The organism is Micromonospora alfalfae, assembly GCF_022230925.1.
GTDB lineage: Bacteria > Actinomycetota > Actinomycetes > Mycobacteriales > Micromonosporaceae > Micromonospora > Micromonospora alfalfae.
In genome coordinates this window covers 181,715-197,216 of sequence record NZ_JAKKFH010000045.1, presented here as the reverse complement: position 1 = coordinate 197,216, position 15,502 = coordinate 181,715, and the positions used below count along the sequence as shown (strand labels likewise).

Below are 15,502 nucleotides of genomic sequence, written 5' to 3'. Positions count from 1 at the left end.
TGTCGTACGCGCTCAGAACGGATGAGGGTCGATGATCCGGGCGACCAGGCGCCCGTCCCGCAGCGCCCGCACGCCCGGGTGGTCGGCCCCGACGACCTCGCCCAACGAGACGACCGGGGCGGCCGTCGGCGGCCGGTCGCCCACGTTCTCGCGCACGACGAGCGCCAGGTTCGCCTGGCACCGCAGGGCGTCCGGATGGCGGGAACCGGACGCGGCCAGCCAACGCTCGGCGGTTGCGCGGAGGTGATCGAGCGCGGCGTCCCGGTCCCCCTCCTCGGCGAGGCAGATCCCGAGGTTCTCCTCAGCGGCGAGGGTGTGCGGGTGGTCCGGGCCGAGCACCTCGCGCAGGGCAACGGCCGCCCGTTCGGCAGTCGCGCGAGCCTCGGCAACCCGGCCCACGGCCCGCTGCGCCACGGCGAGGTTGCTGAACGCACCGAGGGTGTGCGGATGGGTGGCCCCTAGCCGCTGCTCGTAGATCCTTGCCACCTGCGTCGCCTCGGCCACCGCGCGTTCGGTCTCGCCGAGTGCCAGCAGATTCGCGACCAGCGCCGCCTGGCAGATCAACGTTTCGGGATTGTCCCGCCCGAACTTCTCCTCGAGCACCGGGTACGCCGCGTCGAGCAGTGCGGCTGCCTCCGCCAACTGGCCCGCGCTCCGCAGCGACACCGCGAGACTGACCTGAGCGTTCAGCGTGTCCCCCGCCTCGCTGCCGATCTCCTTCAGACTGGCGAGTTGTTCGTGCACCGTGCGCAGCATCTTGGCCGAGTTGGCGTACTCACCGGCCTCCCGCAGGTCGCGTGCCAACTGGGCGGCCGAGTGCACTGTGTACGGATGTTCCGGGCCGAGCACCTGCCGGCGGAGCTGGAACACCGCCTCGTCCCGACGGCGCGCCGAGCGGAAGTCGCCCACCAGGCGATAGGAGTGTGCGAGGTTGTTGGCCGCGAAGAGCGTGCGTGGATGGTATTCGCCGAACTCCTCACTCCACGCGTCGTAGGTTTCCTGATCACGCTCGATCGCGTCGGTGTAGCGGCCGAGGGCGCGCAGATCGGCACCCAGGCTGCCGGCGGTCATCAGGGTGTGCGAATGCCTGTCACCCAGCAGCGCCCGTTGCGCTTCGTGAGTCTCCTGGTCCAGTTTGTGGGCCTCGACGTAGTGGGCGAGCGCCCGCAGCACGTTCGCACGGTTGAAGCGCAGGTGCAGCAACTGCCGACGCAACGTGGCGAGTTCCTCGGTGCCGTAGAGGCGATCCCGCCGCTTCGACCAGACCGCGTCGACCTCCTTGGCGAACGCGTTCGCCGCGTCGAGTTCTCCCTGACGCCAGAGATACCGCACCCGGTCGATCATCAGCTCCCGGACCGACTCGTCCTTGCTGCCCATCGCGCCCGAGGCCTCGATGTGCGGCCAGAGCCTGCGGAACCTGTCCCAGGTACGCGGATCGTCGGCGTCACCGCCAGGCCACGCCTTGCCCAGCACCAGGTGCGCCCGGTGTCGGGTGTCGGCGATCTCGTCCGGGGTCATTCCGCCCCGGACCACCGCCTGGAGCAACCGGTGCACCAGGATCCGTTGCTCGGACATGTTCATCGTGAGGAGCGCCGACCGGTTGATCCGCTGGACCAGCCGCCCGATCATCATGGGCTCCGACACGGCGGGATCGAACGGCGCCAACGTCTTCACCATCTCGTCGTTGTAGAGCAGACCCAGGTCTATCTCGGGGGCCAGCACCGAGCAGAGCTGCAACAGCCGGTAGGCCGCCGGGAACTGGGCGCGCAGCCGCGCCAACGAAAGATCCCAGGTGGCCTCCACGGAGAGGGCGCTGGGACCTTGCCGCTCGATCTGCTCCAGGTACGCGTCGACCGAGGTACCGGTGTCCGCCAGGTAGGCGCCGGCGGTGGCCACCGCCACCGCCAGGTCCCCGAGCGCGTCGGCGATCCGGTCCGCCTCCTGCTCGGTGAGGGTGGGCACCCGACGTTGCAGGTGGGCGACGCTCTCCTTACGGGCGAAGACGTCGACCTGGATCAGCGTGGCCCGCTCCCCCCAACCCTGGTTGCGCGAGGTGAGCAACACGTGCCCGCCGCGCGGCAGGAATCGCTTGAACGGGTCGATCTCCTCGGCGTTGTCGATCACCAACAGCCACCGCCCGGGCTCACCCCGCCCCAACGCCTCCAGCACCGCGCGTGCGTTGTCCGCCTGGTCCGGGTTGCCACCGACGCCGAGCCGGTCGGCGAAGGCCGCCAGCGACTTCTCCACGTCGGCGCCGATCGACTCCGTAGCGCCAGCGGAAATCCACAGCACCGCGTCGTAGGCGGACTTGAACCGATGCGCGTATTCCAGGGCCAGCTCGGTCTTGCCGACCCCACCCATCCCCTGCAATGCGACCGGCACGGCAACCGGTCCGGTCAGGCGTCGGCGCAGGAGGGCCAGCTCATTCTCCCGTCCGGTGAACCGCGCGTTGCGGTTCGGGGCCTCGAAGACGGCCGGCTCGGCGGCCGGGAAACGCAGGCCGCCGTCCACCTGGCCCTCGAGTCGGAGCGGTAACGGGCCCCCCACCAGCCGCAGTAGCCGCTCAGCGGCGGTCGCCGCGGTGATGTTGGCCAGTTGGGTCGAGGAGGCCACCGCGAACTCCGCGAGTGGCCGCAGATCGCTCACGTAGACCGCGAGCGGAGTGGTGTCGACGGTCGGGTCCCGCGGAGGCAACGCGGCGGGGGGCAGGGCCACGTAGGCAGGGGAGAGAATGGTCAGCGTACGGGCCGGCGGGCGGGCGCCGCTCTCGATCGGCTGGGTTCCGTCGACGACGCGAATCTGCGCCGAGCTGAGCACTTTCTCGATCCACTCCGCCCAGACCGCGTCCTCCGGTGCGTAGCGGAGCATGAGGTCGTCGCCGGGGAGCTTGTGGCGACGCCGGAAGCGGGCCTTCTCCCGCTCGCGCACCGACTCGTCCATCGGCGGCATCGCGTGCACCTCGCCGTTGGTCAACTGCGCGGTCAGCGTCTCGAACGCCGCCAGCAGCGATGTGGGCGAGCCCGGCGTGTCGCCGAAGGTCGCCAACGTCTCCTCGTACGCGTAGAAGGGCCGGTACGGCACCTCCACCGCCGCCCAGTAGCGGCGCCGATCCTCCTCCGTCATCCCGGTGGGCAGACCGGCGAAGCGGTGCATCGCGAGGGCACGCCCGGCGTCGGCTTTCTCCTTCTCCGCCTGGTCGACCCGCATCGGCACCGGCAGGATCCGAATGCCGCGGCGCGAGGGGTGCACGGCGACGGTTCTGGCGACCTGAGCGGCACCCTCGATGCCCTGGTCGCTGAGGGTGAAGCAGTCGACAAGGGTGTCCGGTAGGTGCAGGGTGCAGATGTCGGCGACGTCGCTGAGCCCCGTCCGGCTGTCGATCAAGGTGTAGTCGTACTCGCGCTTCATGTCCTCGCGGAGGGCCTCGAAGAACTGCGCACCGCCCAACCGGTGGTAGAAGGTGTCCCAGTCCAGCCCGTTCACCGAAACGGCGTAATCGTCGTTCTGCCGGCCAGCGGAGAGGAAGTTCAACCCGCCGCCGCCGGGAAACTCCCAGGCCAGGGAGAAGGCGTACCGGTTGACCCGGGCGAACTGCTCCACCCAGCCCTCCGGCCGTACCGCCTCGCGGATGGTCTCCGACTCGTAGTCCCGGATCAGGTCGACGACCCCGGCCGTGCCGCCGATCGTCGACACGTCCAGGAAGGGGTGGAAGAAGCGGTGCAGCCCTGGCGATTCCAGGTCCCAGTCGGTGACCAGCACCCGCTTGCCGTTGGCAGCGAGGATCCACGCGACGTTGGCCAGCGCCATCGTCCGGCCCGTTCCGCCCTTGAACGAGTAGAAGGTGACTATCTGACCGTCGCGCTCAGTGCTCATCGGGCATCTCCGGGGCTTCGAACGATGACGGGGTCGGGTTGCGAAGGCTGGGCGGCCGGGTAACAGGCCCCGGTGCCGGGAACACCGCGCCGTGCTTCAGGTAGAGCCGCCGGGCCTCGGTCACCACTGTCGGCATCAGACCCGCGAACTCGTCCGTCCGCCCGACCCACCGCGCTCGCGTCGCGCCCGCGTCCTGCAGCACGCCCAGGACCAGCCGCGCCAGGTCGGCGCCGCGGTGCGCGTCGCGCGGGTCGTCGGCGTCGGTCACCACGAGCGGTACCACCCACGGCGGCAGTGCCCGCGCGGCGGCGCGCAGAGCGGGTACACCGCCGGAAAGCTCGGTGAACCACGGGTCGATCAGAAGGGCGCCGGGGCGGATCTCGAGCAGGTCCCCGGCGTCGGCGAAGTCACTCGTGTGCACCGACAGTCCGAGCCGCTCGGCGATGCTCGCGGCGTACTCGGCCACCGGAAGCTCCTGCCGGGCCCCGAAGGGACGCCAGAGCCGGCTGCGCTCCGCGTACCAGGACGCCTCCCGACCCTCGGGCGGCCGGTCCCGGGTGGGTGCCAGCACCGTCACCACGAAGTCCGGGTTGGCCGCGATCCGCCGCGACACGTCGAGCGTCGGCGCCCGGGACGGACGCAGCCAGACGCGTTGGGTGGGCTCCACGATCCGCCGGGCCAGCCGCCCGAGCAGGATCTGGTACGGCTGCTGGTACGCGCCGAGCATGCAGAGCGCACGCATGCCGTTCTCGGCGTACTCGGGCACGTCCCGACCCAGATCCAGCGCCGCGTCGAGTTCGGGATGCTCCTCCCAACTGGGCACCGGGATCCAGAGGACCGGCACCACGTGGTCGGCCGGCACGACCTGGGACGCCGACTCCCCGGCCGCGCGGAGCAGCCGAGTCAGGAAGGACTCCTGCTCGCCCAGCGCCCATGATCTGCTGAAGTAGCCCGGCGAGTAGAGCGGCACGAACACCTGGGCTGCGCCGATGGCGTCCGCCAGGGCCGCCTTCACGTCGGCGCCCGGTGGGATGGACTGGTCGATGAAACCGATCTCCACGCCCGGCCGCGGGGACACCAGCCGACCCACCTCCGCCGACAGATCCGCGAAGAACCGGTCGACCCAGACGTCGGTGTCGGTGCGGGCACCCAGCAGCGGCGCCGAATGCGCGTAACTCAGGAAGAAGTAGGTCTGGCGAGTCGGCGCCCGCCCCTCGGCGGTGAGCGGCGTCATGCGGCTGCCTCCTCGGTGAAGAGCGTGCGCAGCTCATCGATGCCCGCGGGCACCAGCGGGTGGACGTGATAGGCCCGATGGATCGCCACCACCCGCTGGGCGAGACGCCACACCACCGCGCGGTACGCCTGCTCCCGTTGCATGGTCAGCAAGCCGTAGACCCCTTCCTGCTCGTACTGGCGCGCGACGGTGTTGTCATCAGGTAACGCGGTCGGCGAGAACCGTTGGATGGCACGAATGCTCGGCGGCAGCGACGCCTCGGTGGTCGGTGACCAGTTGACGGGCACGATCGCCGTCTCGTGCGCGGAGCTGCCCGGGACGCGTGGTTCGATCTGACGCCGCGCGAAGGCATGCCATTCCATGGCACACCAGGTGCTGCTGATGAACGAGCTGGACACCAGCGGAATGAACACCTGGCAGGTCCCGGCGGCGCGCAACAACTCGGGGGTCCAACGCTCACCGCCGCCCAGTGAGCTGTCCATGAATCCGGGGTCGACCCCGGTCGGCAGGCCGACCAGCTCGCTGACATGGGTGGAGAGGTCGTCGAAGAACCGCGAGAGGTATTCCTGGGGGGTGTTACCGGCGCGCCGGATCTGCGGACGTGAATAGCTCACGAAGAACAGCGGGGTTCGCGTATCAGCGACTACTACCGCTTCGCTCACCGTCGTTCCTCCGCCGTCCGGAAAGCGACCGGAGTTTCAGCCTAAGGCGTTCGTCAATGCCGAGGACAGAGTCGGTTGCCGCCTCGTCACTCTACGACGAAGGCCACTGTGGCGGGTATCGGCAGCACGCCGCACGGGTCTCTGCCGAGTCCGAGGAATCGGACGAGACCGCTGGTGTCGTACATCCGACCAATTGGCGGCTGTGCGCCCAGGTAAGGGTCCAGGGCAGGCTCTGCGGCGCTCAGCGGTGCCGCCCTCCTGGTTCACCGGCGCACCGCAAGACGGTGCACGTTGAACCAGTCGATCGCGAAGTCCACGGTGGCACGCACTGGCAGCAGGCGCGCGCTCGCCCGCCCCACCCGACCGTGCCGCACCAACGGCGTCTCGTCGAGCGTGGCACCCACCGCCGGGAAGTCCCGGTCGTCCAGGTCGAGAGCCCGGAAGTCGAGGCGGACCCGCCGCCCGTCGACAAGCCGGAAGCACTGGTAGTCGCGCAGGGGCGGCGGCACCGGAAGCCGGTACTCGGCCAGGTGCAGGGCGGTGCACGCCTCGTAGCCGAGGCCGAGCAGCAGGATCTGCCCGTCCGCCGCGTAGAGCTCGCCCATCGGTGAGCGTTCTCCCAGGTGGCAGGTGAGGTCATGGTTGTCGGTGAGCTGCCGGGCCTGCGGACCGAGCGCGGCGAACGAAGTCTGGGGGTGGTCGCTACGCACGGCACCGGGGGCACACCGGACGTACTCGGCAAGCGCCCCCATCCGCTGCGACGGGGTGGTCCGGCGGTCCCAGCCCGGCAGCGCCGCCTCGTACCGCTCGCGCTGCGCACGGTCCATCCCGGCGGTTGCCGCCAGGTGGGCCCGGGAGGTGGTCGAGTTGCCGTCGGTCTGGGTGGGCACCAGGAGCGTGCCAGCCGGGCCGAGGACGTCCCGCAGGGCACCGGCGAGGGTCGCCGGGCCGTGCGTCAACGGGCCTACCCGGCGCAGGGCACAGTGCACCAGCAGGCACGCACCAGGGCGGACGCCCAATGCCCGCAGATCATCGGCGAGGCGGAGACGGCCCAGTGTGGACGGCTGGCGCTCAGCCGGACCCTGCACGGGTTTCCTCCAGTGCGTGGCGCAGCCGGCCGACGAACCGCTCACCGGCCGCGGTGAGCGACCGGCTGGCCAGCAGCGCGTCCGCACCGTCCCGGGTCCACGCCAGGAACTGGGCCGCGTTCGCCGACGCGTCGCCAGGGTCGGCGGCCGCCCGGGACTGCCAGACCTGGGTGATGGCGAGGTGGGCGTAGACGCCCTGCAGGACGCCCTCCGGTGGCCGCAGGTCGGGGCGCCACGGCACCCGGATCTGGGCGCCCTGGCCCGGTTCGACAAGGTCGTACAGGTCGAGAACCGCCCCCAGCTTCGCGTGCTGCCACTCGTGCACGAGCAGCACCGCCATCGTCTCCGGGTCGGAGTGGGGGGTGACGGCGACAGCGCCGAACGCGTGCCGGGCGGTGGCACTTCGCAGGGGTCGCGCCGGGTCGGGCGCCAGTGGAACGACGGCACGCAGGCCGCCGTCGAGCGCCGCCGCGTGCGCCGGCACGTCCCGGTGCACGACCCGCCAGGCCTCGGCCAGGGTACGGCCCAACGCGCGTGCCGCCGGACCGTCCAGGCGGGACTGGACCGGCTGGCCGTAGCAGTCGCGGTACGGGTCACCGTCCTCAAGGAGCAGCCGGCCACCGGGCACCGGCACGTCGCGGGTCGGAAACCATCCGGTCGACGGCGGCGCCATCGGATCGAGGAGCACCGTCTGCTCGACCGACCCACCCCGGACCCGGAACTCGCCGGGTCGGACGGTCACCTCGGCGCTCTCCCCCAGACCGGGCAGCACCAGGCTGCCGAGCGCGGGAAACGTGATCGTGTCGGCCTGTACCGGCACGTGCAACGCGGCCGGGACGCCGGCCCGCAGCGCCGCGGCGATGGCCAGCGCCGGCAGTGGGTCGACTGCCGCGCCGAGGCCGGGCGGGGCCGACGAGTGAAGGCGACGCACCAGCCCCGGCCGGACGAAGGGGTGCGCCAGGATCGCGCGGACCGCCTCCGACGCCGACTGGTCGAGGTGCACGAGCAGTTCCCAGGCGGGCGTGCTGCCGGATCCGTCCCGGGAGGCCGCCAGCAGCGCCCGGGTGATGGAGAGCTGGGTGGCGGCGAGCAGCGCGAGCGTCGACGCAGACCCGTGCCCGGTCGCCAGGTCGTCCAGCAACTCGTCGACGGGCGAGGTGGTCGACCCGTCGGCCGGGACCGTTGGGGTGGGCGGCGGGTAGGCGTCCACCGTGTCGATCAGGCGCAGCAGGTCGGCGCAGTACACCGAGGGGTTGTCGAAGCCGGAGCCGGTCCGCCACCGGTGCGCGTACAGGCCACCGCCGCACCTGTCGACCACCCGGCAGGCCCGACAGGTCGCGCAGAGCCCGGCCACGCCGTCCTGCCGTACCGCGACCCCGGGGTGCCGCGTGACCTCGTCCACCGAGTGGTCGAACACGTCGAAACCGGTGCCGGCCGCGCCGTGGTACGCGGTCTTCAGTGAGTCGACCTGCTCCCAGGTCCCGTCCGCCTCGACGACCAGGACATCGGCTGGTGCGAGGCCGAACGCCTCGGTGCCGCTGCCACCCGGGCGCAGCGCCTCGAACATCCGGATCGACATCGGCCGACCGTCGTCCACCCACCGCCGGTGAATCCGCCCCAGCCAGTCCGCGTACGGGGTGGGCTCGGGGCCTGGACGCTCCGGCGGATGGTCCCAGGTGGCGTGGGGCAGCAACAGGTCGACGCGGGGCGGGCTCTCGGCCAGCAGCGCCTCGTACACCAGGTCGGGATCGTTGCGGACGTCGATCGTGCAGAGGATGCCGGCGTAGCTGGCGCGGTGCTCCGGCCGACGGAGCAGGGCCAGCGCCCGCCGGACGTGGTCGTGACTGCTCCCGCCGTGGGCGAAGACCCGGTGGCGGTCATTTGCGGCCCGGTCGCCGTCGAAGGACACACCGACCCGCACGTCGAACTCGACGAACAACCGGCACAGTTCCTCGTCGAGCAGCACGCCGTTGGTCTGCATGCGCAGGTCGAGTCGCGTCCACTGGGTGATCGCCGCGCGCAGTTCGGCCATCACCTCCCGTAATCCCGCGGCCCCCAGCAGCAACGGCTCACCTCCGTGCAGCACCACGTGCACGACCGGCAACTCGTGCTCGCGGGCATGCTCGGCGATCCGCTGTGCGACCGCCCGAACCGTGGCCAGCGGCATCCGCACCGGTCGACCACGCCAGGTCTGGTCGGCGTGCTGGTAGACGTAGCAGTGGTCGCAGCTGAGGTCGCACCGGCTGTGAACCTTCAGCACGAACTGGCTGATCCGTCGGCATGACCCGCCCGCTGCGGAGGGACCGCACCGACAGCCCGCCATTCAGATGGCCGAGTTGAAGGCGGCCACGGGCACCGTGCCGGAGGGCACCAGCTCATCCGCGACGACATGCCGCCGGACCGCCTCGACCAGATCAGCGTGCGTGACGGCGAGCAGGTCCAGCGGGGTGTCCAGGCTCCGTGTGAAGTCGGCCAGGCCCGGACGGGATGGGCGGGTGGATGCGTTGTCCACAATGATTCTCCGGGTCCCGCGGACACGCCACGGGAGGTGTGATGGACGGCCCGAGGGCCCTGACGCGCCACCAGAATAGGCAACAGCCCCAACGATGTCATCGTTGGTCAAGTAGCGCACCAACCGAGGAGGAACTCACATGTGCCGGAGCATCAAGACACTGCGTGAGCCGTTCACCCCGCAGGTGACCGACGCGGACGTCGAGGCGGCAGCGTTGCAGTACGTCCGGAAGATCTCTGGTTTCCGGGCGCCCGCCGCGCACAACGCTGCCGCGTTCGACGCCGCAGTGGCAGCAGTGGCCGAGGCGACGCGCACCCTGCTCGACCAACTGGTGGTGCGGGGCGCCGGATCGGGCACCACCGACCGGTCGGCCACCGCCGCCAGCTGATCGTCGCTGACCGGCACGGCACCCGGCCGGGCCTGACCCTGGAGAGGGTCAGGCCGCGGCGAGCGCCGGAGCGACAGTGTCGGGTGCCCAGCGTGAGCGGTGGCACTGCGACCAGCCCCGGCAACCCGGGTCACCCAGCGAGCAGAGCCGCAGCCTGCTGAACACCTCACCGTCCTCGGTGTCCCGCACGTCGAAGTGCACCGGACGGACCGTGCCGTCCGGAGCGACGAGCAGGTGCCGGCCCGCGTCGAGCGTGTCGTCGCGCAACAGGCAGTTGCGGCCCAGCAATCGGGCCAGTGCGGCGATGCTCGCGTGCTCGGAGAGCTCCTCGGGCACTCCGTAGCAGTCCACCACCGTCGCGAATTCGCCCGGCGCCTGCCAGACGTCACACACCACCGCGTACGCCGGCAGCCGCGCCGGGTCGGCCACCGCCAGCGGCATCACCACCCGACCAAGCGCCTCCGCCAGCGCCGGGTAGACCTCCACGGGTTGAGCCCCGTCGATTCTCCAGTTCCACAGCTCGGTCATTCCGCCTCCTCGCTGCGTTCGTCCCCACCGGCCTCCGGATCGGGCCTTACACACGATGGTGGGGGGCATTTGACCCCAGCCGGGCGCAAGTTACCGGTCTGTGACCATTCCGGGCAAAATTTCCCTGAGCGGCATTGCTCGGAGTAGCGGGAAGGTGACAGTTTATCGGGTACCGTGCGCCATCCCCACCACCGCCACCGCGTGTCCCGCCGCCTGTCGGCCGCCCCCGGTCAGCGCAGGACGACCAGGTGCTCCCCGCGGGGCAGCAGCTCGCCCACCACCGGAGCGCCGGGCACCTCGCCGGCGACCAGCAGGCCACCGGAGGTCTGCGCGTCGGCCAGCAGCAGCCGCTCCGCCTCGTCCGCCGCGCCGAAGTCTGTCCACGGGGTCACCCACTCCAGGTTGCGTCGGCTGCCACCGCTGACGAACCCGTCGCGCAGCGCCTCCCGGGCACCGGCCAGATAGGGCACCCGGGCGGTGTCGATGGCCACAGTGACCTGGCTGGCCCGGGCCAGCTTCGAGGCGTGCCCGAGCAGCCCGAACCCGGTCACGTCGGTGCCGCACCGAACGCCGGCGGCGACAGCCGCGTGGGCGGCCTCCCGATTGAGCGCGCTCATCGTGGCCACCGCCTCCGGGAAGCTCTCCCCGGTCGCCTTGTGCCGGGTGTTCAGCACACCCACCCCGAGCGGTTTGGTCAGCGACAACGGCACCCCGGCCCGTCCGGCGTCGAGGGTGATCAGCTCCTCCGGTCGGACCGTGCCGGTGACCGCGAGACCGTACTTCGGGCCGTCGTCGTCCACGCTGTGCCCGCCGGCCAGGTGACAGCCGGCCTCCCGCGCCACGTCCTGGCCGCCGCGCAGCACCTCACGGGCCAGCTCCAGCGGCAGCACGTCCCGAGGCCAGCAGAGCAGGTTGAGCGCCACCAGCGGGGTGCCGCCCATCGCGTACACGTCGGAGAGCGCGTTGGCCGCGGCGATCCGACCCCAGTCATAGGCGTCGTCGACCACCGGGGTGAAGAAGTCGGCGGTGCTGACCAGGCCGGTGCGCTCGTCAAGGCGCACCACCGCCGCGTCGTCGCCGTGGTCCAGCCCGACCAGCAACTCGGCAGTGCCGGTCGCCGGGCCGAGACCGGCCACCATGATCTCCAGCTCGCCCGGGGGAATCTTGCAGGCGCAGCCACCGCCGCGGGCGTACTTGGTCAACCGTACGGGTTCGGTCATCCACCCATGATCGCGACAACGCGCCACGATCACCACCGTCACGACCCATCCGGTGACCAAAATCGGACGCACCCGAACGATCGTGACCGGTGTTACCGCTCCGTGACCCGCTGGGTTGCGTTCTGCCACATCAGGCCGCCTACAGTGGCCGCACCGGGGGTCAACCGACCCCGATCCGGGAGACGACAGGGGACGGTGGACGACGTGACGACGGGCGAACCGCTCATCGTGCTGGACGCGGTCAACAAGTGGTTCGGGCCGCTGCACGTGCTGGACGACGTCTCACTGTCGGTGGGTCGGGGCGAGGTGGTCGTGGTGATCGGCCCGTCCGGCTCCGGCAAGTCGACGCTGTGCCGCGCGATCAACCGACTGGAACCGATCAACTCGGGCACCATCACCTTCGACGGTCAGCCGCTGCCGGCCGAGGGCAAGCCCCTCGCGAAGCTGCGCAGCGAGGTGGGCATGGTGTTCCAGTCCTTCAACCTCTTCGCGCACAAGACCATCCTGGAGAACGTCACCCTCGGCCCGATCAAGGTCCGCAAGGAGAAGCCGGCCGCCGCCCGCGAGCGCGGCCTGGCCCTGCTCGACCGGGTCGGCATCGCCAACCAGGCGGACAAGTTCCCGGCCCAGCTCTCCGGCGGCCAGCAGCAGCGGGCGGCCATCGCCCGGGCCCTGGCCATGCAGCCCAAGGCGATGCTCTTCGACGAGCCGACCAGCGCGCTGGACCCGGAGATGGTCGGCGAGGTGCTCGACGTGATGACGTCGCTGGCCAGCGACGGCATGACGATGGTCGTGGTGACCCACGAGATGGGCTTCGCCCGGCACGCGGCCAACCGGGTCATCTTCATGGCCGACGGCAAGCTCGTCGAGGACGCCTCCCCGGCGGAGTTCTTCGACAACCCACGCAGCGATCGGGCGAAGGACTTCCTCTCCAAGATCCTCACGCACTAGGCGTCCGTAGTGGAGCGTGCCGCACCTCGGTGGGCTCCGTTGAAGAAGGAGAAGAGTATGCGTATGAAGAGCGTGGCGGCGGTCGCCATGATGGCCTCCCTCGCCCTGTCGGCCGCCGCGTGCGGCAAGGAGGGTGAGCCGACCCCGAGCGCGGGCGGCAGTGCCTCCGGTGCCGCCCAAGGGGACAACTGCAAGAGCTCCGGCGCGACCTTCACCCCGAAGACGGACGCCGCCGTCGCTGGCAGCCCGACCTTCGAGAAGATCAAGGCGGCCGGCAAGGTCTCCATCGGCGTCAAGTTCGACCAGCCGAACCTCGGCTACAAGGACGCCCAGGGCAAGCGGTGCGGCTTCGACATCGAGATCGCCCAGTACGTGGCGAGCACGCTGGGCATCGACCCGGCGAAGATCGAGTACAAGGAGATCGCGTCGGCCAACCGGGAGACCGCGATCAAGGGTGGTGAGGTCGACTACTACGTCGGCACCTACTCGATCACCGACAAGCGCAAGAACGACATCTCGTTCGCTGGCCCGTACTTCGTTGCCGGCCAGGACCTGCTGGTCCGTAAGGACGAGTCGTCGATCACCGGCAAGGACACCCTCAAGGGCAAGAAGGTCTGCTCGGCCACCGGCTCGACCCCGATCCAGAAGATCCGCGACGAGGGTCTGACCGAGCCGGACAACATCGTCGAGTTCAAGACCTACTCCGAGTGCGTCTCGCAGTTGCTCGACAAGAAGGTCGACGCCGTCACCACCGACGACGCCATCCTCAAGGGCTACGCGGCGCAGAGTCCGACCGAGCTGAAGGTGGTCGGCCAGCCGTTCAGCACCGAGAAGTACGGCATCGGCCTGCCCAAGGACGACAAGGCGCTGCGCGACTACGTCAACAACCAGATCGAGGCGTCGTTCAGCAACGGCACCTGGCAGAAGATCTACGACGGCACGCTCGGCCTGTCCGGCTCGGCGGGCACCCCGCCCGCCCTCGAGCGGTACTGACCGACCGGCTCGAAACGAGTTGCGGCGCCGGGCGGGGCTCGTCCCCGTCCGGCGCCCGTCCGAGGACTGAGAGCGAGGCATGGGCGAGTTCTTCCGCGTACTGACGGACAACGGGCAACTGTTCGTTGACGGATTCACCAACGCCGTCAAACTTTTCCTGATCGCCGCGGTCGGCAGCCTCGTCCTCGGCACGCTGCTCGGCGCGATGCGGGTCTCCCCCGTGCCAGCGCTGCGCGCGTTCGGCGCCACGTACGTCAACCTGGTGCGCAACACCCCTCTGACGCTGGTCTTCGCGTTCCTCGTGTTCGCGGTGCCGAAGCTCGACGTCAACATCGAGTACTTCTCCAGCGCTGCCGTCGCGCTGACCGTCTACACCTCCGCCTTCGTGTGCGAGGTGATCCGCTCCGGCGTGAACACCGTCGCCGCGGGGCAGGCCGAGGCGGCCCGCGCGCTGGGCATGACCTTCGGTCAGGTGCTCACCCTCATCGTGCTGCCACAGGCGCTGCGGGCGATGGTCCCGCCGATGATGAGCGTGTTCATCGCGATGCTGAAGAACACCACGATCGCCGCCGGCTTCTCGGTGCTGGAGGCCGGCGCGATCCCCGCGTACATGGCCGAACGAGGCGAGCCGCAGTTCGCCGTCCTGCTCTGGATCACCATCGGCTTCCTGATCTTGATCCTGCCGCTGGTGGCGTTGCAGCGGTTCCTGGAGCGCAAGTGGAGGGTCGCCCGATGAACGAGCATGCGAACCCCACGGTCGCGAACGGAAGGTGGCTGAGTTGAGCCAGGCGTCGATCCTCTACGACCTGCCCGGGCCTCGGGCCAAGCGGCGTAACGCGATCCTGGGCGTCGCCTCCACGGTCGGCATCATCGCTCTCATCGCCTTCATCGGCTACAAGTTCGCCGACACCGGTCAGTTCGAGGCCCGCAAGTGGGAGCAGTTCCAGTACGCCTCGGTGCAACGCGAACTGCTCGGGGGCCTGGGGGCAACGCTCAAGGCGGCCGGCATCGCCGCAGTCCTGGCGCTGATCTTCGGCGCGTTCTTCGCCAGTGCCCGACTGAGCGACAAGTGGTACCTGCGTAGCCCGGCGACCTTCGTGGTCGAGCTGTTCCGGGCGATCCCGCTGCTCATCCTGATCTTCTTCGGGTACTACGTTCCGTTGCAGTACGGCTGGTCGATCGACAAGCTGTGGGCGCTGGTCATCGGGCTGATGCTCTACAACGGCTCGGTGCTCGCGGAGATCTTCCGGGCCGGCATCAACGCGGTGCCGTACGGGCAGACCGAGGGCGCGTACGCGATCGGTATGCGGAAGAACCAGGTGCTGCGGCTGATCCTGCTGCCGCAGGCCGTCCGCTCGATGCTCCCGGCGATTGTCAGTCAGCTCGTCGTGCTACTCAAGGACACCGCGCTCGGCTTCATCATCACGTACCCCGAGCTGCTCTTCGTGGGTAAGCAGATCGGCGGCCGGTTGCCGTTCGGGCTGCCGTACGTGCCGACGTACCTGATCGTGGCGGCGATCTACATCGCCATCTGCGGCGCGCTGTCGGCCCTGGCCTGGTGGTTGCAGAAGCGGATGGGCCGCAGCCGGCGGACGGCGGCGAAGGTGCTGCCCGCCCAGAACGCCGGCGAGGACGCCGCCCGGATGATCTGACCGGCCCACCGTACGCGTGATCGACTCGAGTTTCTCAATATCGGGGTGCTCCGTCCTTGGGGGCACCCCGATATTGCTGATTCGTGGTGATCAGGCTGGTCAGCTGGCGATCCCGGTGACCTCGGGACCTCGGGACCTCGGGACCTCGGGGAGGTCACTTCCTATTCGATCTACTTGGTCAGGTCGCGGGAGAGCACGGCCGCCCCGATGTCGTCCACGTCGGACACCCGGATCTTCCGGGCGGCCCGCATTACGACGTCCACGATGAATACTTCCCGTGCATCCGAAGACTTGTCACGGCCACTGAGCCTTCCCGAGTAACGGTTGGTGGCGTTGTGTGATCACGTCGTGCGGCCGTGGTCGATGTGGAGCAGGACCAGGGCTGCGGCGGTGATCCGGCC

General features: G+C 70.1%; 13 protein-coding genes. 5 read left to right on the top strand and 8 right to left on the bottom strand.

Annotated features, from left to right (window positions below; all coding sequences use genetic code 11):
* Window positions 1–12: 12 nt before the first annotated feature.
* The 6 genes from fxsT to MED01_RS29870 all read right to left on the bottom strand — a co-directional run bounded on the left by fxsT (window position 13) and on the right by MED01_RS29870 (window position 9,369).
* Window positions 13–3,873: an FxSxx-COOH system tetratricopeptide repeat protein gene (gene fxsT, locus MED01_RS29895; protein ID WP_238671815.1), complete on the bottom strand. Its 3,861-nt coding sequence runs from the start codon at window positions 3,871–3,873 to the stop codon at window positions 13–15.
* Window positions 3,863–5,107: a TIR-like protein FxsC gene (locus MED01_RS29890; RefSeq protein WP_238671814.1), complete on the bottom strand. Its 1,245-nt coding sequence runs from the start codon at window positions 5,105–5,107 to the stop codon at window positions 3,863–3,865. The genes fxsT and MED01_RS29890 overlap by 11 nt, the downstream gene beginning before the upstream one ends.
* Window positions 5,104–5,769 carry a TIR-like protein FxsC gene (locus tag MED01_RS29885; protein ID WP_238671813.1) on the bottom strand — a complete coding sequence of 222 codons (666 nt, stop codon included), beginning with the start codon at window positions 5,767–5,769 and terminating at the stop codon, window positions 5,104–5,106. The genes MED01_RS29890 and MED01_RS29885 overlap by 4 nt, the downstream gene beginning before the upstream one ends.
* 263 nt (window positions 5,770–6,032) lie before the next feature.
* Window positions 6,033–6,857, bottom strand: a complete 825-nt coding sequence (locus MED01_RS29880) for an AAC(3) family N-acetyltransferase (protein WP_238671812.1) — start codon at window positions 6,855–6,857, stop codon at window positions 6,033–6,035.
* Window positions 6,841–9,117 carry an FxsB family cyclophane-forming radical SAM/SPASM peptide maturase gene (locus tag MED01_RS29875; RefSeq protein ID WP_238671811.1) on the bottom strand — a complete coding sequence of 759 codons (2,277 nt, stop codon included), beginning with the start codon at window positions 9,115–9,117 and terminating at the stop codon, window positions 6,841–6,843. The genes MED01_RS29880 and MED01_RS29875 overlap by 17 nt, the downstream gene beginning before the upstream one ends.
* 63 nt (window positions 9,118–9,180) lie before the next feature.
* Window positions 9,181–9,369, bottom strand: a complete 189-nt coding sequence (locus MED01_RS29870; protein ID WP_238671810.1) for a hypothetical protein — start codon at window positions 9,367–9,369, stop codon at window positions 9,181–9,183.
* A 139-nt stretch (window positions 9,370–9,508) separates the two neighbouring features.
* Here MED01_RS29870 and MED01_RS29865 point away from each other — a divergent pair, with 139 nt between their 5' ends.
* Window positions 9,509–9,757: a DUF2277 family protein gene (locus MED01_RS29865; protein ID WP_112676127.1), complete on the top strand. Its 249-nt coding sequence runs from the start codon at window positions 9,509–9,511 to the stop codon at window positions 9,755–9,757.
* 48 nt (window positions 9,758–9,805) lie between these two features.
* Here MED01_RS29865 and MED01_RS29860 read toward each other — a convergent pair whose 3' ends face one another.
* Together MED01_RS29860 and selD are read right to left on the bottom strand one after the other, a co-directional pair.
* Window positions 9,806–10,285, bottom strand: a complete 480-nt coding sequence (locus MED01_RS29860) for a hypothetical protein (RefSeq protein WP_238671809.1) — start codon at window positions 10,283–10,285, stop codon at window positions 9,806–9,808.
* A gap of 230 nt (window positions 10,286–10,515) precedes the next feature.
* Window positions 10,516–11,505, bottom strand: coding sequence for a selenide, water dikinase SelD (gene selD / locus MED01_RS29855; RefSeq protein WP_238671808.1), 990 nt, complete (start codon window positions 11,503–11,505; stop codon window positions 10,516–10,518).
* 195 nt (window positions 11,506–11,700) lie between these two features.
* On the opposite strand from selD, the gene MED01_RS29850 reads away from it, so the two are divergent.
* The 4 genes from MED01_RS29850 (at window position 11,701) to MED01_RS29835 (ending at window position 15,101) form a co-directional block, all read left to right on the top strand.
* Entirely contained in the window at window positions 11,701–12,456 is a 756-nt protein-coding gene (locus MED01_RS29850) for an amino acid ABC transporter ATP-binding protein (RefSeq protein WP_238671807.1), read from the top strand.
* A 57-nt stretch (window positions 12,457–12,513) separates the two neighbouring features.
* The gene (locus MED01_RS29845; protein WP_238671806.1) at window positions 12,514–13,449 is read left to right on the top strand and encodes a glutamate ABC transporter substrate-binding protein; all 936 of its coding nucleotides are present in this window, start codon (window positions 12,514–12,516) and stop codon (window positions 13,447–13,449) included.
* 79 nt (window positions 13,450–13,528) lie between these two features.
* A complete protein-coding gene (locus MED01_RS29840) occupies window positions 13,529–14,185 on the top strand; it encodes an amino acid ABC transporter permease (protein ID WP_238671805.1) in 657 nt (218 codons plus the stop codon).
* Window positions 14,186–14,228: 43 nt separating this feature from the next.
* Window positions 14,229–15,101: an amino acid ABC transporter permease gene (locus MED01_RS29835; RefSeq protein ID WP_238671804.1), complete on the top strand. Its 873-nt coding sequence runs from the start codon at window positions 14,229–14,231 to the stop codon at window positions 15,099–15,101.
* Window positions 15,102–15,502 lie beyond the last annotated feature (401 nt).

Bases quoted from the DNA above. Each gene is read 5' to 3' on its own strand.
- fxsT (WP_238671815.1), bottom strand. From the start codon at position 3,873: ATGAGCACTGAGCGCGACGGTCAGATAGTCACCTTCTACTCGTTCAAG.
- MED01_RS29845 (WP_238671806.1), top strand. From the start codon at position 12,514: ATGCGTATGAAGAGCGTGGCGGCGGTCGCCATGATGGCCTCCCTCGCC.
- MED01_RS29840 (WP_238671805.1), top strand. From the start codon at position 13,529: ATGGGCGAGTTCTTCCGCGTACTGACGGACAACGGGCAACTGTTCGTT.
- MED01_RS29860 (WP_238671809.1), bottom strand. From the start codon at position 10,285: ATGACCGAGCTGTGGAACTGGAGAATCGACGGGGCTCAACCCGTGGAG.
- MED01_RS29865 (WP_112676127.1), top strand. From the start codon at position 9,509: ATGTGCCGGAGCATCAAGACACTGCGTGAGCCGTTCACCCCGCAGGTG.
- MED01_RS29890 (WP_238671814.1), bottom strand. From the start codon at position 5,107: ATGACGCCGCTCACCGCCGAGGGGCGGGCGCCGACTCGCCAGACCTAC.
- selD (WP_238671808.1), bottom strand. From the start codon at position 11,505: ATGACCGAACCCGTACGGTTGACCAAGTACGCCCGCGGCGGTGGCTGC.